The sequence below is a fragment of the Paenibacillus sp. FSL P4-0113 genome, from assembly GCF_038009305.1.
In the GTDB taxonomy this organism is placed as follows: domain Bacteria; phylum Bacillota; class Bacilli; order Paenibacillales; family Paenibacillaceae; genus Paenibacillus; species Paenibacillus polymyxa_D.
The window spans coordinates 3,005,199-3,026,493 of the sequence record NZ_JBBPAZ010000001.1 but is presented as its reverse complement, the minus strand read 5'-3'; the positions used below and the strand labels follow the sequence as shown (position 1 = coordinate 3,026,493).

Genomic DNA, 21,295 nt, shown 5'->3' with positions numbered 1-21,295 from the left:
CAAAAAGTTTCAAATACCGCCGATAATCTTTATAGAGCTTATCGGTTTTTTTATTTTTAGCAACCATGCACAAAATAAAGAAGTGAGGCATAATACGAACCATGTTCGACGCTATGTCGTCTGATACATTCTGACCATATCAAATAACTAAGGAAGGTGGAAGTTATGAAAATTAACGAGACCAACCGCATCGGAGCTATTAATCCATACCAACGAAATATTGAAACAGGGCGTCAAGAGGAGCTTAAGAAGTCTCGCCGCAAGGACGAGGTTTCGATTTCTCCGGAAGCGATGGAAATGCTGAACCGCAGCAGTGATGCAGATCGCGTTAAGAAAATTCAGGAGCTTAAGCAACAAGTAGCTTCTGGAACCTATCGTGTAGATGCCGATAAAATTGCAGAGAAGCTGTTACCTTACTTCAAGCAGTCTTCCGAAAGCTAGGTGAAGGAATATGCCTTTAGAGCGATTGATTGATGTGCTGGAGCAGCTTAGAGAGGCTCACGAGCAGTTGATTGCATTAGGAACTCAAAAAAAGGAAGCACTGATATCAAATAAGGTAGATCAGCTCATTCTAGTCATGAATCAGGAATCGAAGATGTCCAGACACATTGAACAGCTGGATGAACGACGCCTGCAGGCAGCATATGAATTTTTGCAGGAACGTGGTATTAAGTCCAAGTTGAATCTCAATATTACGGAGTTGTCTCGTCTTGTGTTTGATGTAGAAGATAAGCAGCGCCTCCTTCACATTCAAAAAAATCTAGCGGATACGCTTGAAGAATTGAAAAATTTAAATGAGTTGAATCAACAGCTTATACAACAGGCGCTTTCCTATATTGATTTTTCTATTGAGAGTATGTCATATTATGCGGAATCTGAAGCGGTTTATCAGCGTCCAGCTGATAAGAGCACATCATCAGTACGAGCGGGACTATTTGATACACGCGCCTAATTGAAGGAGGAAAACATGGTCTCAACATTTCATGGTATAGAAACAGCGAAAAGAAGCTTAAACACACAAACAGCTGCATTAAATACAACCGGACACAATATCTCGAATGCCAACACAGCTGGTTACTCCAGACAAGTGGTTAGTATGAAGGCCTCGGAATCTATGGAAGCCTATGGTTTGAATCGTTCCGTTGTACGAGGTCAAATGGGTACAGGGGTTGAATTCACTGCTATTGAGCGTGTTCGTCAGACGTTTCTCGACGATCAGTATCGTAATGAAAGTTCTTCTCAAGGTGGATGGGACATCCGTTATGACACACTGAACAAGCTCGAGACCATCATGAACGAGCCTTCCGATACAGGTATCCGTAAGGTCATGGATAATTTTTGGGATTCATGGTCCGATCTGAGCCAAGACCCCCAGGATGTCACGAATCGCAAAATTGTAAAAGAGACTACACTTGCTCTGACAGATGCGATGAACCAGGCTAGTAAGCAACTGGATGCACTCAGTTCTGATTTGACTAATAACGTTACATTAAAAACATCTGAGATGAATTCGTTATTGCAGTCTGTAGCGGATTTGAATGGAAATATTTATAAATTAGAACAGCTTGGGGATAATCCAAATGACTTGCGGGATCAGCGGGATTATGCAATTGATAAGTTGTCCAAGCTTGCGAATGTGCAGGTAACTCAATTGGATAACGGTTATCAGGTAACGGTGGCAGGACAGATAGCTGTAGCTGGCACAGAGGTAACTGCTATTACGGCGGCTGGCCTTGAGGCTGCATATCAAGGTGGAGCGTTAACTGGTGGCGAAGTGTACGGTATGATTTTATCCAGAGATAAATATGTAGCAGATTATAAAACCCAGATGGACCAGTTAGCTAATACATTGGCAAATGGTAACATTGAAATTACTTTACCTGCAGGTACAGTTCTGCCTGAGGGAACGGTATTGAATTCAGGTGTCAACAATGCAGCGGTTACTTACTCAAATGCGAATAACAACAGAACCTTGACCGCGGATTTGAAAGTAACCGTACAAGGAATTAATGGACTCCATCAGTTGGGATACACACTTAGTGGTACGACACCACAAAAGGGCGGGGCGTTCTTTACCTCCAAAGATGGAGCTGCTATTACAGCAGGTAACATTACGTTGAATAAGGATATTCAAGACGATCCAAACAAAATTGCCAGTTCTTTGCGTGTAGATGGAACGGGAACGGCCAATGAGAAGGTGACCGTAGGTAACAATGCATTGGCATTGTCTATGGCAAGCCTGAAAAATGTAAAGTTTGGTTTTAATACAACTCAAGCGCAAACCACCACTGTAGATGACTTCTTCAGTGCAATTGTTGGGCAATTAGGTGTTCAAACTCAGGAAGCAGAGCGACAATCGCAGAATGCACAGTTGTTGACCGAGCAAGTGGACTTGAACCGCCAATCTGTCAGCGGGGTATCACTGGATGAAGAAATGTCAAACATGATCAAGTTTCAACATGCTTACAGTGCAGCTTCCCGGTTCATGACAACTTTTGATCAACTGTTGGAAAAGCTGATTAATGGTACAGGTCGCGTAGGTCTCTAGTATAATGAGAAGGTGGAGTAAGCCATGCCAATTCGAGTGACTTCAGGGATGACTAATATGCAACTGCTCAGTAACCTGAATCGAAATAATAATAATATGGGTAAAATGGAGAATCAGATTTCGACTGGTCGTAAGTTGAATAAGCCTTCAGATGATCCAGTAGGGGTAACTTATGCCCTACGGTACAGAGCCGAGTTGGCTTCTAATGAACAATATAAGACAAACTCAGATGCAGCTGTTAGCTGGTTAGATTTCACTGATACAACCATGCAACAAGCCAGTGATGTAATGAAGCGTCTTAAAGAGCTGACAGTTCAAGCTTCAAGTGAAACCCTTCCTCAATCCGGCTTGGATTCAATTAAATTGGAAGTTGATCAGTTAAAAGAACAAATGATGAATATTGGTAACAGCCAGCTTCGTGGGAAGTATGTTTTTAATGGACAAAATTATGATCAGATGCCGTATCAGCTATCTGCTACGGTAACAAGTTATGATCAGATTAATCCAGATCAAGGCGCGGTCAGCTATGCAGTTGGAGACCAAGACGCATTTCGGGTAAATACGTCCGGTAGCGATTTTTTTGGGAAATCGACAGATCCTGATAATGTTTTTAAGGTCATGGATGCTATATCTTCTGCACTAAGCAGTGGAAATAGTACGGCAATATCGAGTCAACTTTCAAGTATTGAATCCCGCTTTACTAAAATGCAGACAAGTTTGTCTGAAGTGGGCGCACGTACGAATCGGGTTGAACTGATACAATCCCGTTTGGAAGAGCGAAATTTGAATTTGACGACACTTCAAGCTAAAACGGAAGATGCGGATGTTGCTAGTCTGATGATTCAAGCTACATCTGCCCAAACCATTTATGAAGCCGCCCTGAAATCATCAGCTAAGATCATGCAGCCATCCCTGATGGACTTTATGAGCTGATTTCTATCTCTTTGACATTTATAATTTGAAGCTATGGACGAGTGTCCGTAGCTTTTTTGTTACTATATTTAGGAGGAGTTACTTATGACCCCAGAACAGAAATTAGATGAAGAAAACCAAGATAAAAATACTAGTCTTTATGTGTTTCCGAAAGGAATACCAGGATTTGAACAACTTCGGGAATTTCAGTTACAGGAGCATAATGAATTATTTAGTCTTTTCAGTGCAGTAGAGCAGCCAGCTACTATTTTTATTACCGTAAATCCATTTGATTTTTTTGAAGATTATGAATTTGAGTTATCTGATGATGCTCTAGAGGATATTGGAATTACAAGTCAGGAACAGATATCAGTACGATGTATTTGTACATGGAACAGTGATCAATCCAAAACAACAGTTAATTTGCTTGCGCCTTTAATTTTTAACATTGAACAGCAGACGGGAAAGCAAATTGTTTTGCAAAATACGAACTATACAATTAAGCATCCCTTGTGGAATGAAATAGAGTCCAGCAAAGGCGGTGAGTCCTAATGCTGGTATTAACACGTAAAAAGGGTGAATCCATTGTAATTCAGAATGATATCGTCATAACAGTTCTTTCTGTTGAAGGAGATACTGTGAAAATCGGTATTTCTGCCCCTAAGGATATCGATATTTACCGAAAAGAAGTCTTTGATGCTATTCAGCAAAATAATCAAATTGCTGTTATGGATTCGAATGCTATTCAAAATGCAATGTTGGAAATGAATAAGAGAAAAGTCTGATTAAACAATAATAGTAGTACACTTTCATTGAGAAAGGCCGACACGAGTAAAGTGTCGGCCTTCAATTTTACGTTTATTCATCTGGAAACAGTGCTTGATATAATCTTGTATTCCACATTTATCACCTGGGTGATTGTTTAATGGCTTAAGTCAGGTGTAGACAGTTCGGATTTGGGCAAGGTCATCATTATAGAGATGTTGACTTTTAATCGAAATAACCGAGTCGTAGACTTCTAAGAAAATATTTCAAAAAAAATCTGGAATGCTATAAACAATTCTAGTCTTAGGGTCGATATATATTTTAGAGCGGTAATTCTTCAGGGCGGCCGACCTGTGAAGACGCTTATACCACAAGGACGTGGGAATTAAACCATTTCAGGGAGGAAATTAAAATGATTATCAATCACAACTTACCGGCAGTAAATACACACCGTAACATGCAATTGAACAACACGGCAGCAAGCAAAAACATGGAGAAATTGTCTTCAGGTCTGCGTATCAACCGTGCAGCTGACGATGCTGCGGGTCTCTCCATTTCCGAAAAAATGCGCGGTCAAATCCGTGGTCTGGAACAAGCACAACGTAACGTTCAAGACGGTATCTCTTTCGCACAAACAGCTGAGGGTGCAATGAACGAAGTATCCTCCATGTTGACTCGTATGAAAGAACTGAGCGTTCAACAACTCAATGATACTTACAGCGCTGGCGATAAATCTAACATTAAAGCTGAGCTTGGTCAATTGGGCGGTCAAATTGATGCAATCCTGTCCAACACTAAATTCAACGGTATTGCGATTTCCGGTGGAAGCGTTAAAATCCAAGCTGATGATAACGCGTTCGTTCTCACTGTTAAAGGTATCGATTCCACTCAAATTCGTGGTCTTACTTCTGGAGTAACTTTGTCTGCTACAACAAATGCAATTGAAAAAGTTGCTAAGCAACGTGCTAACTTGGGTGCTATGCAAAATCGTATGGAATACACTTCCAACAACTTGGGCACAACTGTAGAAAACCTGACAGCTTCCGAATCCCGTATTCGTGACACTGACATGGCAAAAGAAATGGTTGCTCTGTCCAAAAACAACATCTTGCTGCAAGCTTCCCAATCCATGCTGTCACAAGCAAACTCTGCGCCACAAGGCGTACTGTCGTTGCTTCGTTAATTTTAAACGACAGCCGTTACAAAAAAAGATCCTGCTTATTGCAGGATCTTTTTTTGTTTTATTTTAGTTTTTTCGTAAATAATTGCACTCATTTACCGATATATAATGTATTAGCATTTCAAATATAGAACGGTTTTATTGTGTCTAAAAACTACTAATGGAGGTTATTCTATGGACTCGATGATCCCCCCTAGCACTGGGAATCTGTTGCCAGTTCAGCCATCAGCAGGAATAAAACGTGAAGCCCCTTCAGATGTCAAAACAAATTATGCTGCTGCACAAGATGTTGTCCTCAATAGAGGTGGTGCTGGTCAGAAACAACCGACACATGAAGAAGCAGTGTTGGAGCTACAGAAAGTAATTGATGCTATACAAGGCCCACAGAAGATGTTTGAGATCTCTGTGCATGAAAAGACACATGCAATCATGATAAAAGTGATGAACAAGGAAACCGGCGATCTGATTCGTGAGGTACCTCCCGAAAAAATTCTGGATATAGCGGCTAGAATGATGGAGATTGCAGGAATCATTATCGATAAAAAAGTATAGGGGGATATACAATTATGGTAACCAGAATAAGTGGTCTTGCCTCAGGTATGGATATTGATGCAGTGGTTAAAAAGTTGATGACTGCTGAGCGTGTACCACTCGATAAGATGAATCAACAAAAGCAGTTGATGGAATGGAAACGAGAAAACTACCGTGAGTCCAGTACTAAAATTGTTTCATTTCTACAAGATAAACTGACGACATTAAGCCGTACTGCTTCAATGAATCCGCAGAAAGTAACAGTATCGGGAAATAGTGACGCGTTGACTGCATCGGCTTCATCGTCTGCCAGTGGAGTATTGGATATCTCGGTAACCAATCTCGCTACTGCCGCAAGATCTGTCTCAGATAGCTCATGGTCTGAAAAGGCAAGCACCGAGCTTGCCTTTGCCGATGGGGCAGCTCGTACGGTTCAGGTTGGTGGGGACACCATTGATGTGGATGCAAACGAAACCATTGAATCGTTTGTCAAAAAAATTAATGATAACAGTAAGACAGGAGTAACTGCCCTGTACGATCCCAAATCTGGTTTGTCATTAACTAGTAAGACTACGGGGTCGCAAACATTCAATATTGATTCTCAAATTAGTAGTGAATTTAAATTGTCTTCAACAAACGGAACGGATGCTGTGCTAAAGGTAAATGGACTTGAAGTCAAAAAGTCATCAAATAATTTTACCATTAATGGCATTGATATTACACTGAAGACAGCCGGTGGTGCTGCGACAAGAATTGAAGCTACCAAAGATACCGATAAGATTGTCGAAAATATTCAAAGTTTTGTCGATGCATATAATGATGTTCTTGCTACACTCAATGGCAAGGTTGGTGAAGAGAGATATAAAAAATACGCTCCGCTTACGACGGAACAAAGAGCCGCTATGAGTGATGATGAAGCCAAGCTCTGGACAACCAAGGCCAAGAGTGGCATGCTTAGAAACGATCCTATCCTGCAGGATACCTTGTCTGAGATGCGTAGTGCTATGATCCAAGGTGTAGATATCGGCAGAGTTGACGCGGATGGTAAGAATAAGCCCTTAATGATGTCTGAGCTAGGAATCACTACGGGGACGTATGATACAAAAGGCAAGCTTATTCTAGATGCAGACAAATTGCGTGCAGCGGTAGAAAAAGATCCGGATATTGTCGCGAACTTTTTCGGGAAACAGGACCCAAGTACCCTATTAACAAATAAATATACACAACAAGATGGTGTTCTTGCTAAACTAAAGAAAATTTCGAATACCTCACTTCAAAGAATGGCAGATACAGCTGGTACTTCAAAAGTAAGTAAGGACCTAACTGCTTCATTTCTTTCTACAAGCACAATGGGAGAGCAATTGTCGAGCCTGAACCGTCGAATTAGTGACATGACTAGCCGTCTAACGATGATTGAAACTAACTATTACAAAAAATTCACCGCGATGGAGACGGCAATCAGCAAGTATAATAGCACATCTTCGAGTCTTACTGGCATGTCGTCATAAAGGAGGTTTTACAATTGATCAATACACCCTATCAGAAATACCGGCAGACTCAAGCGCAAACTGCTTCCAAGCCTAAACTGCTAATTATGCTGTACGATGGGGCTATTCGTTTCCTTCGTGCGGGAATTGAGGGGATAGAGAATAAGGATAACGAGAAAGCAAATAATAATTTGTGTAAAGCGCAAGCGATTGTACACGAGTTGATATCTGCGTTGAATTTTGAGTATCCAATATCCCATGACTTATTGAGAGTGTATGAATATATGCTGCATGAGCTGATTGAGGCGAATGTTCACAAAATAGCCGCTCCGGCACAAGAGGTGCTGGAACATTTGACTGACCTACGGGAAGCTTGGTTGGAAGCCATGAAAATGCCTGGTGTAGTTGGTAGTGTGTGATGGCAGATCCTAATATGCAAGTACTCCTTGAAGAGCTGCAACATAGGACAGAAGCAGTGTTATCTAACCTTCTGAATATAAGTGAGGAAGAGTTTGAACAGTTTGCAGATCAAAGGCAGCGCATTGTAGAACAGATGCAGCCCTATCAACCATCGTTAACGGAACATGATAAACAGAAAATTCGTGATATACTAAGTAACGATTCTGTAATTTTGCAGCGCATGCATGTACTAAAGGATGAGGCTGGTCAATGGATGGAGAAACGCGGAGCCATTCGTGTGCAGCAGCATGCATACCAGCAAGCTTATTCTGTAGACAGTTTGTTTATTGATCATCGCAAATAAAAAATGCTTTATGGAGCGTACCCCCTATTCGATTTAGAATGGGGGTATTTTTGTGAAAAGGTTCATTCCATTAAGAGTAAATCCGATATACTAATTAACAAATATTAATGTGAAACGGTGGTAATACCTTGTCTCAACTACAAATAAACCATACAATTCTAGAGCAAAGGTTTCCTCATGTTGCAACCAAAATAAATAGTTTGCCGAATGATGACTTATCTATACCTTTGTTTACTGAGTCCTTCGAAAAGGATACTGCTTGGCTTAATGCTGTTGATGGAGCTATTGGAAATGGAAAGATCATTTTTGTATATGGGTTTGAGAGGGGGCTCAGTATTGCTGATCTCCTCGAATTGTACCCGAACCACTGGTTGTTTGTATACGAGCCGGATGAGCAGCTGTTTCGGAAGGCAGTAACGGACTATGACCTCAGTCTTTTGCTGGGGCATCCCAATTTGTACTGGCTATCTGTTGGTGAGTCTCAGCTCAATATGATGTTTCACATGTTAAGTAGTTATATGCTGGAAGATTTGGGGTTTATCGCACTGCGCAAGTATCTATCAGATGATATGAATTTGTTGCGTGAAGTAAAGGAGAAATTTCAGGAATATCGTCAGAGCTTCCTCGTAGATAAACATACAGAGAATCGTTTTCGAGAAGAATGGACTCGGAATTATCTATATCACCTTTCTGATGTGATAAACACTCCTTCCATTGAGCGACTTTTTTATGCTTTTGAAGGCGCAACGGTGGTTGTTGTATCATCGGGACCATCGTTACAGGAAGATATCGAATGGTTGAAAAAATTATGTCCTCATGTACTGATTATTTCAGCAGGCTCCAGTATTCAGGCTTTAATAAAGCATGGAATACAGCCTCACCTTGCTGTCATTATGGATGGGCATCCAGTCAATAAGAAAATCTTTGCTTCTTCTGTAACAAGGGAGCAGCCTTTATTGTTTACCTCTTCATCTTATTATGAAATCTCTGAGCAGAACAGCGCAGAGAAAATTCATAGTATTATGAAAAGTGATGCTGTATCTCAGTATTTCTTTGGACTCAGTAAAGAGGAACTCTTTATATCTCCCACAGAAACAGTTGCAGGAACGGCTATTCAAGCAGCAGCATGTTTAGGGGCTAAACGGATCATACTTGCAGGTCAGGATTTATCGTTCCCGGATAACAAATTTTACGCAGATGGAATTGAACATTTTGCGGCCGAAACTACTGATAAGACAGTCCAGGAAGCGCCTAAGAAGGTACTGAATGTAAAGGGAACATACAACACTACAGATGAGAGTTTCTCTTTGATGAAGGATGGACTCGAAAATCTCATTACGGCACTTCCAAGAATCGAATTCGTCAATTCAAGCCGCAATGGTGCAGTGATTGAGGGTGCTCCTTTCAAGCCCATGGAAGAGATGTATAAATTGTTAGCATCAGAATCTGTTGATCCTGATGCTATAGCCGATTTGATAAACAAAATAAATATTGCAGCTGATATGAATAAGGTGCAGGATGTCAGAGATAAGCTGATAGCGACACGTGAAGACTTTTCCAATGTACGCTCTGAGATTGCAGCAATTCACAAGCTTATGAATAAGCTACGCGAGTTTAGCCGGACTAAACCAGCAAAGGCTCAAAATATGATGGAATCCATAGAGCAGATGTGGGGGCTAATAGCTAACAGAACATGGTTCTCACCTATATTTGAGTCTATCATGCCTATCGAAGTTGCTCGCTTTGATCAGGTGCTTCCTGTCATTGTGACAGAACATCAATTGACTCGTAAGTCTGATCTAATCTATGAGCATCTGGGTAAGCTGCTACAGGATATTACAACACAAATCCCAATACTTGAAGAAATGTTTTCGGAATCGATTCGCCGTTTAGATAAAAAACAGATAGCGATGCAGTGATCCATAAAGATATATAAACTAATCGTTTTACACTCCGGAGGTCATTATGTTTACCAACAAGATTGTACTGGTTACGGGCGGCACAGGTTCGATTGGAAGCGAAATTGTACGTAATATTTTGTCGTATAACCCTAAAGCTTTACGGGTTTTTAGCAGGGATGAGAGCAAACAGTTTGATCTGCAGCAGGAATTAAAAGAATATACGAATATCCGTTATTTGATCGGTGATATTAGGGACAAGCAAAGACTGAGTTATGCTATGGAGGATGTGGATTATATTTTTCATGCTGCTGCTCTCAAACATGTGCCTGCATGCGAGTATAACCCTATGGAAGCAGTAAAAACGAATGTTATTGGCGTACAAAATCTGATAGAGACGGCTATTGAGCATAATGTAGAAAAAGTAGTAGCCATCAGCACAGATAAAGTGGTAAACCCAACGAATACGATGGGGGCTACGAAGTTGCTATCCGAACGTTTGATTTCTGCCGCCAACTTGTATAAAGGAAGCAAACGTACCATCTTTTCTTGTGTCCGCTTTGGAAATGTTATGGGATCCAGGGGCTCTGTTATTCCTTTATTCCGTGATCAGATTGCTAAAGGGACACCGGTGACGGTCACACATGCAGAGATGACTCGGTTTATGATGTCTATTCCTCAAGCAGCTCAATTGGTCATAGATGCGGCGCACTATTCGCAGGGTGGAGAAGTATTTGTACTAAAAATGCCGATTCTCAAAATTACGGATTTGGCCCAATGTTTGATTGATTCGTATGAAGAGGCAGTTGGTAAATCTTATGGTGGAGAAATCATTGAGACCGGAATCCGTCCGGGAGAAAAGCTATATGAGGAGCTCATGACGCTTGAGGAGTCGGAAAGAGCGTTGGAGAATGGACAAATGTATATCATTCCTTCGTTATTTCATACCGCAGAGCAAGAATATGAAGGTTTTCAAAAGGCGATTCGCCAAGAATATTCTTCAATGACTGCACCACAGATTTTCCCGAAAGCCATCCGGGAGCTTATTGAACAGAACGGATTGGGCTTTACAAAAGGTATTGTATGATGAGCAATCACAAGTGTTTGGCAATTATTCCTGCGCGGGGTGGATCAAAAGGTTTACCCGGTAAAAACATAAGATTGTTACATGATAAACCGCTCATTCAATATAGCATTGAGGCTGCGTTGAACAGTGGTTGCGTAGATGAAGTTGTAGTCACAACCGATAGTGAGGATATTGCTCGTGTATCAAGTCAGGCTGGAGCTGCTGTTCCATTTATTAGGCCTGCTGAACTGGCTACCGATGAGGCCAAAAGCATTGATGTGTTAAAGCATGCAGTTGAATTTTATGAGCAGACGCAAAATCAAATATTTGATGTTATTATGCTGCTACAGCCCACATCTCCACTGCGAAATGCTATGGACATTAGAGAAGCATATAAAACATTTTTAGATCATCAGGCTGATTCACTTCAAAGTGTCACTTTATCTGGAGTGCAACCCTATTTACTAAGGGAAATGGATAACGGACGAGTTACGCCCTACCTGAAAGGTGAAAGCGAGCATTTGAGGAGACAAGATCTGAAAGAACTGCATGCTTTAAATGGAGCCATCTATATCGTAAAAAAAGATCTGTTGATGAATAGTGACACTCTGGTTGGTCCTAATAATTGTGGCTATATTATGCCTAAAGAACGGTCTGTTGACATAGATGACGAGTTTGATTTAAAAATGGCAGAGTTTTTTTGGAGAGAATCCAATCACAAGGAATCCTTGCAGTAGGAGGGAGGAATATAACATGCAAAACCTCTTGTCAAATCATGAAAACCACCCTATCTATATTATCGCAGAGGTAGGAGTCAATCATAATGGATCATTGGAGCTTGCATTCGAGTGTATTGATCAAGCGATTTTATGCGGTGCAGATGCGGTGAAATTCCAGACCTTTAAAAGTGAAAAACTAGTAACCAAGTACGCCCAGAAGGCTAATTATCAGACAGAAAATACGAACTCAGCTGAAAGCCAACTAGATATGTTAAGACAGCTGGAATTGAGCTTTGAGGATTTTGTTCTTTTGAAAAAGTACTGTGAGGATAAAGGGATAGATTTCCTTTCCACACCCTTTGATGAAGAGAGTGCTGAGTTTCTGAATTCAATTCATATTGACGCATTCAAGGTTGGATCAGGAGATATGAATAATATCCCCTTTCTTCAAAAGCTTGATAGCTATGGGCGTCCAATTATTCTATCGACCGGGATGTCTAATTTAGATGAAATTGGAGAGTCGTTACAAGCATTTAAAAAAAGTGAAGTACTATTGCTACACTGTACTTCTGACTATCCGGCGCCTTTAGAAGATGTGAATCTGCTAGCTATGAAGACAATATCTACAGCTTTTAATAAGGTCACAGGTTACTCAGATCATACGGCTGGGATTGAGATCGCTATAGCGGCTTCAGCACTGGGAGCGAGAATTATTGAAAAGCATTTTACATTGGATCGAAATCTTCCAGGTCCTGACCATAAGGCTTCACTGGAGCCTGCTGACTTTTCAAAGATGGTTCTTGCGATTCGAAAAGTGGAGCAGGCTTTAGGGGATGGTGTTAAAAGATGTATGCCTTCCGAGGAAAGCACCAGAGCCGTTGCAAGAAAAAGTATTGTGATGGCAACATCCAAAAAGACAGGCCAGCAATTAACTCGAGAAGATCTAGTTATCAAGCGTCCGGGCACTGGAATAGAGCCTAAATATTTTGATGACTTGGTTGGTAAGCAGCTTTTAAAGGATGTACATGAAGACTATTTGTTATCATGGGATGATGTGCAATGAAAAAAGTATTGGTGATTACCGGAACACGAGCTGATTATGGGATATATTACCCGGTTTTGCGGGCTCTTGAGGAAGAACATGCTCTGGAGCTCCACCTGTTGGTTACAGGCATGCATTTGTCTCCACAGCATGGGTATACATTGGACGCTATCCAAAAGGACGGATTTCGTGTATCTGCTAAGGTAGACTGTCTGCTGCAAGGATCTACTCATGCTAATATGTCTCGCTCTATTGGAATAGCAATCATGGGCATGACACAAGCCGTAGAAGCTTTGGAACCAGATTTCGTTGTTGTATTAGGAGATCGGGGAGAAATGCTTGCAGCTGCGATTGTATCCTCTCACATGAACATTCCGCTTGTTCATTTGCATGGTGGAGAAGTATCCGGCACGATTGATGAGTCTGTACGGCATGCGATTAGTAAGTTGGCCCACATCCACTTTGTGGCTACAAATGGAAGCAGGGATCGCCTAATCAGACTTGGCGAAGAACCTTGGAGAATTCATGTCGTCGGTGCTCCGAGAATTGAAACGATGATGAACACATCCCTGCCTGAGCTAGAGAGGACGAAACGTAAATACGATCTGAATATAGATAATGATTATGTACTGTTTGCTTATCATCCTGTCACCACGGAAGTAGCGGATATGCACATCCTTGGTAAGATGATGGAAGTTCTTTTGGCTGGGGAGAATGAGGTAATTTGTGTGATGCCCAATTCGGATGCTGGAGCTGATGCGATCGTTGATGTATATAATCGGTTTTCTGCAAGAAAAGGGATGCATCTTGTAACCAGTTTTGAGCAACTTGATTATCTGACGATGTTGAAAAATGCAAAAATATTAATTGGAAATTCCTCATCGGGGATTATTGAAGCTGCCTCCTTTCATGTTCCAGTCATTAATATTGGAACTCGTCAGACAGGCAGAGAGCGTTCTGTGAACACAATAGATATTGCAGCTGACGAGCTCGAATTGACTTCTGCAATAGAGTACGCAATGTCTGAGCCTTTCCAACAAATTGTTAAAGCAGCCGACAATATTTACAGTAGAGATAACACAAGCTCTCGCATCGTAGATATATTGAACCGAATATCCAAGTCAGAGCAGCTTATTCAAAAGACTATTACCTATTAAGGAGGATCGGCCTTGAGCTATATTGTTTTTGGAGCAGGAGGACATGCCAAGGTCATCGTGGATATTTTGCGGTCCTGTGGTGAAGAAATCATTGGAGTTCTGGATGATCATTGTAAAGAAGAAGCATGGAATGGACTGCCGATCTTGGGGAACCGTAATCAGATTGCTCAACTATTATCTCTGTATCCAGAGGCACTGTTCGTTGTGGCAATCGGAGATAATACAACCAGAAGGAAAATTGTAAGTCAATTAAAAGTTGCTTCAGTCCAATTTGGTACTGCTGTTCACCCAAGCGCTGTAGTCGCACCCAGCGCATTCATTGGGGAAGGGACGGTTGTCATGCCTAATGCTGTAATTAACGCAGACGCGTACGTTGGAGAGCATGTCATTGTTAATACCGCTGCTACTATAGACCATGATTGCCGAATAGAAGACTTCGTGCATATTTCCCCAGGTGTACATATGGCAGGTGGAGTTCAGATCGGGTGCTGTGCTCATATCGGAATAGGTGCAAGTCTTATACCTGGTGTTCGCGTAGGGTGTGATACCATCGTTGGTGCTGCTTCTTGTGTCATCCGCGATTTGCCAGAAAACGTTATAGCTGTGGGTTGTCCGGCCAAAGTAATAAAAAACCTATAAGGATAAGGGATGAAACAAAATGTCCAATCGAGATAGAATTTATTTATCTTCACCGCATATGGGCGGGCTTGAACAACAATATATCGCAGAAGCCTTTGAAACGAATTGGATTGCTCCACTAGGTAAAAATGTAGACGCTTTTGAATCAGAGGTGGCAAATTACTTAGGATGTGGAGGCGCAGTTGCCCTAAGTTCTGGAACAGCAGCGATTCACTTGTCTTTAATATTGCTTGGTGTGGAAAAGGATGATATTGTTTTTTGTTCTTCTCTTACCTTTGTTGCCAGTGCTAACCCGATCTTATATCAAGGTGCAATTCCTGTCTTTATCGATTCGGAACCAGACAGCTGGAATATGTCCCCTGAGGCACTAGAGCGAGCATTCAAGACTTATGCAGATAAGGGAAAGAAACCTAAAGCTGTAGTTATAGTCAATTTGTATGGGCAGAGTGCAGACTACGATCGCTTGAAAAAAATATGTGATTATTACGAGGTGCCAATTGTAGAAGATGCTGCGGAATCACTCGGAGCAACTTACGGCAAGCAAATGAGTGGAACGCTTGGGAAATTCGGCATTCTTTCATTTAATGGAAATAAAATTATTACTACTTCAGGTGGGGGCATGCTGGTTTCAGATGATTTAGAAGCACTAAGTAGAGCGCGACATTACGCAACTCAGGCGAGGGAAAAGGCGATACATTATCAGCATGAGGATGTAGGCTTCAATTATCGTCTCAGTAATGTTCTGGCAGGTATAGGAAGAGGGCAGCTTCGTGTGTTGGACGAACGCATTCAACAGAAACGAGAAATTTTTGAAAAGTATAGCTATGAGCTATCAGGAATTGATGGAATACAATTTATGCCGGAAAAGGGTTTGGGTAAGTCTACACGATGGTTGACAACAATGATAATAGATCCTGAGATTATTGGCACAAGCGTTAGTGATTTAATAGGGTATTTAGGAAAAGATAATATTGAATCACGACCAGTATGGAAGCCGCTTCATCTGCAACCACTCTTTAAAGATGCCGTGTATTTTGCTCATGAAAGTGGCATGGATATTAGCAAAATATTATTTGAAAAAGGAGTTTGTTTGCCCTCTGGAACAAATATGTCGGTGGATGAGCAGAGCTTTGTAATCGATCAAATAAAGGCATTTTTTCAATGAAAAAATGCCGAATCCATATCGAATAGTCCGTCAAAGGTGCCGGTTATAGTGATTTTTAAATCCTTAACCTGCTTTCCTTATTAACTCCTAATTATAAAATGAAAAGAGGTTACTAATGAGCTACTCTGAGGCAACACTTGAAATAGAAAAAATACTGTCAAATGATAAATTGCCGAATGTGGAAGTATACAAATTACTAGATCATGAACTAACCAAATTAAATGAAAACTTTGAAAATATAAATTCAAATAGTCGTCAAGAGATAGTAACTGAAATCGAACAAATGACATCAGATTATAAGAATTGGGGACTATATTTAACGTCATTTCTACTCACATGTACAAAGGATCAGAAGTTTTTAGATGATATTTTTGAATATATAGAAAAAGAAGTAAGGATAGATGTGCTTCATTTTGTTTACTGGCAAATTACGAGCTTTCTTTTTACTACTCCTAAATTGAAAACGGAGCAAAACACTAATAGACTGAGAAGGATATATCGAAAATATTTTGAGTATTTTAATAGTCAAATTGCAAACGAGGCGAAATGGATTCCTTATGAAGAACGCAACAAAGATCTTGTAGTTGTTGTAGCCGGACAGGTGCTTTCTATGTTACATAGCCCAACACAAGTAGCGTTAGATCATTGCAAAGCTTTATATAATCTCAAAAAAAATATTTTCCTTATCAATACCGCAGACATGCCCCGCTCTATAGCCACGCCTTATTTCGGAGCTGTCCTATCTAACTATGTTGAGGGATACAATCAAACTGACAAGCTAATGTATGAAAATTTAAGTGTTCCATTCTTTCAATGTCGAAAAGAAATGCCAAATGGCAGTCAAATAATGGAACTTATGAAAATGATATTGCATTTAAAGCCGCTCTTTGTTTTATCCATCTCAGGCTCCAATCTAAGCTCCGACCTATTCTCTAATTTTGTGCCCGTAATTACTCTGCCATTGGCTTATGATCTTCCCATCTCCGAGAGCACATTTTCAATTTTGCCCAGAAAAATAAACCAAGCAGATTTGAACACGCTAGAAGAATTAAATAGGTCTCGGGAATCCGTTATTGAGAGTGTATTTACTTATAAATATACGCCTCCACAGACTAAAATGCATAGAGAGTATTGGGGGTTAGCTGAGGATAATTTTGTATTGGCCGTGGTAGGTAATCGCCTTGATACGGAGCTAGACGATTCTTTTTTAACAGAACTAGATGATCTATTGAGATGTAATGATCATACCCGCATTATGTTTATAGGAGAACTTGAAAATTATAAAAAGATAACGAATCAGTATGTCACTCTTGAAAAACAATCTGTCCATGTCGGAGTTCAAAGGGACTTAGCCGCTGTTTATGAAGTGTGTGACGCGTATTTAAACACATTTCGATCTGGAGGCGGTACGTCTGCTGCCATTGCTTTGCGGCAAGGGCTACCCGTTTTTACATATGCTTTCGGAGATGTTGCTCATACAGCAGGAGAGCACTATCATATTGACAGTTTTGAAGATGTGAAGACATTTATAAAAAATTGGGATAATCCTGTGTTTAGGGAACGCGAAAGATCTATAGCTATAAACAGGGCGAATGAAATTTTTGATAGTGAAAAGGTTATGAGAGAGATCATAGAGTCTATGACTAAATCACCACACTTTTATTAGGCTGCATGGGCTTCACCACATAATTTGCTGAAATGAGAGATGATAATGATAAATTTCAATGTACCAGCAATCGTAGGTAAAGAAGGAGAGTATGTCGAAAAGTCATTTTCTAGTGGACATCTTTCGGGGGATGGAGAATTTACGCGTTTATGTGCAAACTGGTTTGAAAGAATTTTTGATGTGAAAAAAACATTAATAACGACTTCTTGCACACATGCTCTGGAGATGGCTGCTATTCTCTTGGATATCCAACAGGGTGATGAAATTATCATGCCTTCTTATACATTCGTATCCACTGCCAATGCCTTTGTTTTAAGAGGAGCTAAGATTGTATTCGTGGATATTCGACCTGATACTATGAATATCAATGAAGATCTTATAGAAGATGCGATCACTAATAAAACAAAAGCAATTGTCCCAGTGCATTATGCTGGAGTAGCTTGTGATATGGATAAAATTTTAGAGTTGGCGAATAGATACAAGTTGGCAGTTGTAGAGGATGCAGCACAAGGAATTCTTAGTGAATATAAAGGAAGGAAACTTGGCACCCTTGGTCACTTAGGATGTATCAGCTTTCACGAAACCAAGAATGTACATTGCGGGGAAGGTGGCGCTTTGTTAGTTAATGATGAAACATTTATGGAAAAGGCTGAAATAATACGTGAGAAAGGGACAAACAGATCTAAATTTTTTAGAGGCCAGGTAGATAAGTATACTTGGGTTGACATAGGTTCTTCCTACCTCCCTAGTGAACTAAACACTGCATTTTTAATGGCACAACTTGAAGCCTCAGAAATGATTACAAAAAATAGATTGGTTAGCTGGAATTTATATTTTAATCTATTACAACCTTTGAGTGAATTAAATTTAATCGACTTACCATGTATACCTTTTAATATTACCCATAATGCTCATATGTTTTATATTAAAGTAAGAGATTTAGAAATAAGAACCGAACTATTAAATTTTTTGAGAAGACATGAAATCATGGCTGTTTTTCATTATGTGCCGCTTCATAGTTCCGAGGCAGGATTAAAGCATAGTTCTTTTACCGGTGAGGATGTCTATACAACTAGAGAGAGCGAGCGTTTAATTAGATTACCTCTCTATTTCAATATAAAAGAGTCAGACATAAATAAGATTGTAGAATGTATATTCGACTTTTTTCGACAGTATAGTTGGAGGGGTTAGATGCTGAGGCTTTTGCATTGGGATTCTATTTTTTTTGCTATGAATATGGCGGAGATTGCTAATACTTCCCCAGTTTCAAGCTCATATTTTCAACACGTTATAGAAAAGAATCAATTAGATTTTATACAAGCACTTTGTAAAATTGATGATATAACGACCATTCATTTTCTCGAAAATGAAAATTTCCATATAGCGGATACTAAAGTGACATTTGAGACTACAATTGAAACTAACGTACAAAGTAAAAGTTCTCTCGTATTAGCTACGGAGCATGACTTTTCTATTTTACAAAATATGATGACTGGATTATTTAAAGATAGTAGATATTCTTGTTATCCACATCTTTTTGATAAAGGGAAAGTGGATGAGTTATATAAACTATGGGTGAAAAAGTCTATTACGGGTGCGTTCGATGACTATTGTCTTGTCATTAAATTAAATGAAGAAATTATTGGATTCGTGACAATTAAAGAAGATTTAATAGATAGAAAGGCAAGGATCGGTCTTTTGGGAATTGATTTGAAACATCAAAGCAATGGAATAGGTACGAAATTATTAACAGAATTAAAGGTGTTTCTTGAAAGTAGGCCGATTGAACAACTAGTAGTTTCAACACAAGGTCGAAATTATAGTGCATTAAATTTATATATAAAGTGTGGTTACAGAATTCAAAAAATGGAAAGTTGGTATTATTGGACGAGGGTGCTGATCAATGCTCGTTCATAGATTCAATGTAAGATAGTCTAAGACGAAACCTTAGAATAAAGGATAATTAAGTATTTTATAGAATTAGTACATCATCCATAGGAATTAATTTCAATCTATGAATAATTTTAAGTATTCTGAGAAGGGATGATGTTTATGAAACGGGGAAAATATCTTTCTGGAATTTTATTAGTCATTTTAGTTTTAAGTAGTATGTCAGTAGCTCCAGCCTCAGTTGAGGCTAACTCATCAAGTTCAACGGCGAAGGATATGGCTACGTCACTTTCGCTTAATACGACTCAAACGCTGGAACCTACCAGCACGACTGAGGCTGTATATGGTGAGACTCTTAAAGTGAACAATCATCGTGTTTCATTAATGTCTAATTTTAATGTGAACGGTGACCTCATGAGTTTCGAAGATTCATTAACGACAGCTGATCCAACAGATTTTTGGTTCTTTAACGTACCTACGGATAGAAGCATTCTGGCTCAGATCAAATCCAGTAATCCCAATTATAGATTTGATTTGTATTCGATTGATTGGAGCACGGGAACAGCAAGTTTGACGGGTTTTGGAGGAAAGGCCTCTGAATTGAAGTTTGCTACAGACTTAAAAGCAGGGGACTGGGGACTTCGTGTTACTTCCACAGGAACGGTAGGTGAAAGCTATAGTATCCACATGAATGCGGCCTCGCCAGCGGATACACCGATTAATGGTAAGACGGCCAAGCTAACATCTTACTCGAACAATTTGTTATATACGGTCATTGAGTATCCAAATGGAGATATTAAGGTGAATGGGACCCAAATTGCCAATACAACGGTGGCAAACCCGAATTTGGAATGGTCAAGAGAATTCAACTTCTCCAGTGGTGGCAGTTATTCTTCAAGAAGTCATAATGTATCAGATGTTCGGATTAAAAGTATCACTACGCCTGTGAAGTATACCTCAAATTATGCAAGCTCAGATAATGCTGTTTTGATTGTTCTAAATGCTGACACGCTTTTTACCTATTTTGAATCTGCATATAGTTCTGGCAATCCACCATATCACAGTTCCTCTTTTGTTGACACCAGTGGCAGAACTACGCCGAGACGTCTAGATATTATTGATATGGCTGGAGATCCAGACATTCTTGTGTACGATCTGGATACAAAGAAAGTAATTGATTTTGTAAGTAACTTGAATTACTACTATGCAAAAGGAATTGAGCCCCAGCCAACGGTAGTTTACTATAATTAAGTAAAAAAGAAATAAGAAAAATTTTCAATGTTTTTTCCCTAGGGGTTTCAAACATTTACAAAGAGTTTACTATACTTGTATAGTAAACTCTTTGCTTAATATACCATTTCAATCTATAGAAATAGATTGCTTTGTAAAATTGGAATAACTATGAATGAAAACATTATCAATTCCAATTGACAATGGATAACTTTGGGTGGTATAGTCGGAAATGTGGGCGAGAGCTTCACTTCATTTGATGACGAAGGGAATGTTAGTGCATGCAAGGTAAAGTAAAATGGTTTAACGCAGAAAAAGGTTATGGTTTCATTGAAACATCTGACGGCGGCGACGTATTTGTACATTTTTCCGCAATTCAAACAGAAGGCTTCAAAACACTTGAAGAAGGACAAGACGTGGAGTTCGACATTGTCGAAGGCGCACGTGGACCACAAGCCGCTAACGTAACCAAATTATAATCATCCCCGGCATAGCCGACCTACATAATTGGTAAGATGGTTAGCAATGGATAACGCGCTAGCACTGCCCTGGAATTTATTCCAGGGCTTTTTTATGTTTTCTAATTACATAAAAAAGCCCCTTACCCAGTGGTAAGGAGCTCAACACAATAGAACTT

At 39.9% G+C, this 21,295-nt stretch carries 23 protein-coding genes; all 23 read left to right on the top strand.

What is annotated here, in order from left to right:
• Positions 1-165 precede the first annotated feature (165 nt).
• Positions 166-441 carry a flagellar biosynthesis anti-sigma factor FlgM gene (gene flgM / locus MKX46_RS12865; protein WP_039271505.1) on the top strand — a complete coding sequence of 92 codons (276 nt, stop codon included), beginning with the start codon at positions 166-168 and terminating at the stop codon, positions 439-441.
• 10 nt (positions 442-451) lie between these two features.
• Positions 452-952 carry a flagellar protein FlgN gene (locus MKX46_RS12860; protein ID WP_039271503.1) on the top strand — a complete coding sequence of 167 codons (501 nt, stop codon included), beginning with the start codon at positions 452-454 and terminating at the stop codon, positions 950-952.
• Positions 953-967: 15 nt separating this feature from the next.
• The gene (gene flgK, locus MKX46_RS12855) at positions 968-2,548 is read left to right on the top strand and encodes a flagellar hook-associated protein FlgK (RefSeq protein WP_039271501.1); all 1,581 of its coding nucleotides are present in this window, start codon (positions 968-970) and stop codon (positions 2,546-2,548) included.
• Between the two features lie 24 nt (positions 2,549-2,572).
• Positions 2,573-3,481, top strand: a complete 909-nt coding sequence (gene flgL / locus MKX46_RS12850; protein WP_340933418.1) for a flagellar hook-associated protein FlgL — start codon at positions 2,573-2,575, stop codon at positions 3,479-3,481.
• Between the two features lie 84 nt (positions 3,482-3,565).
• Entirely contained in the window at positions 3,566-4,012 is a 447-nt protein-coding gene (locus MKX46_RS12845; RefSeq protein WP_039271499.1) for a flagellar assembly protein FliW, read from the top strand.
• Entirely contained in the window at positions 4,012-4,245 is a 234-nt protein-coding gene (csrA, locus tag MKX46_RS12840) for a carbon storage regulator CsrA (RefSeq protein ID WP_340933416.1), read from the top strand. Before MKX46_RS12845 ends, csrA begins: the two co-directional genes overlap by 1 nt.
• Positions 4,246-4,637: 392 nt before the next feature.
• Positions 4,638-5,408, top strand: coding sequence for a flagellin N-terminal helical domain-containing protein (locus MKX46_RS12835; RefSeq protein ID WP_061829919.1), 771 nt, complete (start codon positions 4,638-4,640; stop codon positions 5,406-5,408).
• 171 nt (positions 5,409-5,579) lie between these two features.
• Entirely contained in the window at positions 5,580-5,957 is a 378-nt protein-coding gene (locus MKX46_RS12830; protein WP_340933414.1) for a flagellar protein FlaG, read from the top strand.
• A 14-nt stretch (positions 5,958-5,971) separates the two neighbouring features.
• Entirely contained in the window at positions 5,972-7,444 is a 1,473-nt protein-coding gene (gene fliD, locus MKX46_RS12825) for a flagellar filament capping protein FliD (RefSeq protein WP_340933412.1), read from the top strand.
• Positions 7,445-7,458: 14 nt separating this feature from the next.
• Complete coding sequence (fliS, locus tag MKX46_RS12820; RefSeq protein ID WP_039271489.1) at positions 7,459-7,842, top strand: flagellar export chaperone FliS; 384 nt, start codon at positions 7,459-7,461, stop codon at positions 7,840-7,842.
• Positions 7,842-8,186: a hypothetical protein gene (locus MKX46_RS12815; protein ID WP_340933408.1), complete on the top strand. Its 345-nt coding sequence runs from the start codon at positions 7,842-7,844 to the stop codon at positions 8,184-8,186. Before fliS ends, MKX46_RS12815 begins: the two co-directional genes overlap by 1 nt.
• A 455-nt stretch (positions 8,187-8,641) precedes the next feature.
• Positions 8,642-10,105 (top strand): motility associated factor glycosyltransferase family protein, encoded by a 1,464-nt coding sequence (locus tag MKX46_RS12810; RefSeq protein ID WP_340933406.1) that lies wholly within the window; start codon positions 8,642-8,644, stop codon positions 10,103-10,105.
• A 46-nt stretch (positions 10,106-10,151) separates the two neighbouring features.
• On the top strand, positions 10,152-11,171 hold the full coding sequence (locus tag MKX46_RS12805; RefSeq protein WP_341071290.1) for a UDP-N-acetylglucosamine 4,6-dehydratase family protein: 1,020 nt from the start codon (positions 10,152-10,154) through the stop codon (positions 11,169-11,171).
• The gene (locus MKX46_RS12800) at positions 11,168-11,887 is read left to right on the top strand and encodes an acylneuraminate cytidylyltransferase family protein (protein ID WP_322251487.1); all 720 of its coding nucleotides are present in this window, start codon (positions 11,168-11,170) and stop codon (positions 11,885-11,887) included. Before MKX46_RS12805 ends, MKX46_RS12800 begins: the two co-directional genes overlap by 4 nt.
• A 16-nt stretch (positions 11,888-11,903) precedes the next feature.
• Positions 11,904-12,932, top strand: a complete 1,029-nt coding sequence (gene neuB, locus MKX46_RS12795) for an N-acetylneuraminate synthase (protein ID WP_340933397.1) — start codon at positions 11,904-11,906, stop codon at positions 12,930-12,932.
• Positions 12,929-14,068: a UDP-N-acetylglucosamine 2-epimerase gene (gene neuC / locus MKX46_RS12790; RefSeq protein ID WP_340933395.1), complete on the top strand. Its 1,140-nt coding sequence runs from the start codon at positions 12,929-12,931 to the stop codon at positions 14,066-14,068. The genes neuB and neuC overlap by 4 nt, the downstream gene beginning before the upstream one ends.
• 12 nt (positions 14,069-14,080) lie before the next feature.
• Complete coding sequence (locus tag MKX46_RS12785; RefSeq protein WP_254328279.1) at positions 14,081-14,707, top strand: acetyltransferase; 627 nt, start codon at positions 14,081-14,083, stop codon at positions 14,705-14,707.
• Positions 14,708-14,726: 19 nt separating this feature from the next.
• The gene (locus MKX46_RS12780) at positions 14,727-15,872 is read left to right on the top strand and encodes a DegT/DnrJ/EryC1/StrS family aminotransferase (protein WP_340933389.1); all 1,146 of its coding nucleotides are present in this window, start codon (positions 14,727-14,729) and stop codon (positions 15,870-15,872) included.
• 115 nt (positions 15,873-15,987) lie between these two features.
• Positions 15,988-17,538, top strand: a complete 1,551-nt coding sequence (locus MKX46_RS12775) for a glycosyltransferase (protein ID WP_341071289.1) — start codon at positions 15,988-15,990, stop codon at positions 17,536-17,538.
• Between the two features lie 45 nt (positions 17,539-17,583).
• Positions 17,584-18,729 (top strand): dTDP-4-amino-4,6-dideoxygalactose transaminase, encoded by a 1,146-nt coding sequence (gene rffA, locus MKX46_RS12770; protein WP_340933384.1) that lies wholly within the window; start codon positions 17,584-17,586, stop codon positions 18,727-18,729.
• On the top strand, positions 18,730-19,455 hold the full coding sequence (locus tag MKX46_RS12765; RefSeq protein ID WP_340933382.1) for a GNAT family N-acetyltransferase: 726 nt from the start codon (positions 18,730-18,732) through the stop codon (positions 19,453-19,455). It begins immediately after the preceding gene.
• Between the two features lie 135 nt (positions 19,456-19,590).
• Positions 19,591-20,679, top strand: coding sequence for a hypothetical protein (locus tag MKX46_RS12760; protein WP_340933380.1), 1,089 nt, complete (start codon positions 19,591-19,593; stop codon positions 20,677-20,679).
• Between the two features lie 260 nt (positions 20,680-20,939).
• Positions 20,940-21,137, top strand: coding sequence for a cold shock domain-containing protein (locus MKX46_RS12755; RefSeq protein ID WP_013312263.1), 198 nt, complete (start codon positions 20,940-20,942; stop codon positions 21,135-21,137).
• The last annotated feature ends 158 nt before the right edge of the window (positions 21,138-21,295 follow it).

Excerpts from the sequence above, each read along its gene's own strand:
- flgM (WP_039271505.1), top strand. The coding sequence starts at position 166 with ATGAAAATTAACGAGACCAACCGCATCGGAGCTATTAATCCATACCAA.
- MKX46_RS12860 (WP_039271503.1), top strand. The coding sequence starts at position 452 with ATGCCTTTAGAGCGATTGATTGATGTGCTGGAGCAGCTTAGAGAGGCT.
- flgK (WP_039271501.1), top strand. The coding sequence starts at position 968 with ATGGTCTCAACATTTCATGGTATAGAAACAGCGAAAAGAAGCTTAAAC.
- flgL (WP_340933418.1), top strand. The coding sequence starts at position 2,573 with ATGCCAATTCGAGTGACTTCAGGGATGACTAATATGCAACTGCTCAGT.
- MKX46_RS12845 (WP_039271499.1), top strand. The coding sequence starts at position 3,566 with ATGACCCCAGAACAGAAATTAGATGAAGAAAACCAAGATAAAAATACT.
- csrA (WP_340933416.1), top strand. The coding sequence starts at position 4,012 with ATGCTGGTATTAACACGTAAAAAGGGTGAATCCATTGTAATTCAGAAT.
- MKX46_RS12835 (WP_061829919.1), top strand. The coding sequence starts at position 4,638 with ATGATTATCAATCACAACTTACCGGCAGTAAATACACACCGTAACATG.
- MKX46_RS12830 (WP_340933414.1), top strand. The coding sequence starts at position 5,580 with ATGGACTCGATGATCCCCCCTAGCACTGGGAATCTGTTGCCAGTTCAG.
- fliD (WP_340933412.1), top strand. The coding sequence starts at position 5,972 with ATGGTAACCAGAATAAGTGGTCTTGCCTCAGGTATGGATATTGATGCA.
- MKX46_RS12815 (WP_340933408.1), top strand. The coding sequence starts at position 7,842 with ATGGCAGATCCTAATATGCAAGTACTCCTTGAAGAGCTGCAACATAGG.
- MKX46_RS12805 (WP_341071290.1), top strand. The coding sequence starts at position 10,152 with ATGTTTACCAACAAGATTGTACTGGTTACGGGCGGCACAGGTTCGATT.
- MKX46_RS12800 (WP_322251487.1), top strand. The coding sequence starts at position 11,168 with ATGATGAGCAATCACAAGTGTTTGGCAATTATTCCTGCGCGGGGTGGA.
- neuB (WP_340933397.1), top strand. The coding sequence starts at position 11,904 with ATGCAAAACCTCTTGTCAAATCATGAAAACCACCCTATCTATATTATC.
- neuC (WP_340933395.1), top strand. The coding sequence starts at position 12,929 with ATGAAAAAAGTATTGGTGATTACCGGAACACGAGCTGATTATGGGATA.
- MKX46_RS12780 (WP_340933389.1), top strand. The coding sequence starts at position 14,727 with ATGTCCAATCGAGATAGAATTTATTTATCTTCACCGCATATGGGCGGG.
- MKX46_RS12775 (WP_341071289.1), top strand. The coding sequence starts at position 15,988 with ATGAGCTACTCTGAGGCAACACTTGAAATAGAAAAAATACTGTCAAAT.
- rffA (WP_340933384.1), top strand. The coding sequence starts at position 17,584 with ATGATAAATTTCAATGTACCAGCAATCGTAGGTAAAGAAGGAGAGTAT.
- MKX46_RS12765 (WP_340933382.1), top strand. The coding sequence starts at position 18,730 with ATGCTGAGGCTTTTGCATTGGGATTCTATTTTTTTTGCTATGAATATG.
- MKX46_RS12760 (WP_340933380.1), top strand. The coding sequence starts at position 19,591 with ATGAAACGGGGAAAATATCTTTCTGGAATTTTATTAGTCATTTTAGTT.
- MKX46_RS12755 (WP_013312263.1), top strand. The coding sequence starts at position 20,940 with ATGCAAGGTAAAGTAAAATGGTTTAACGCAGAAAAAGGTTATGGTTTC.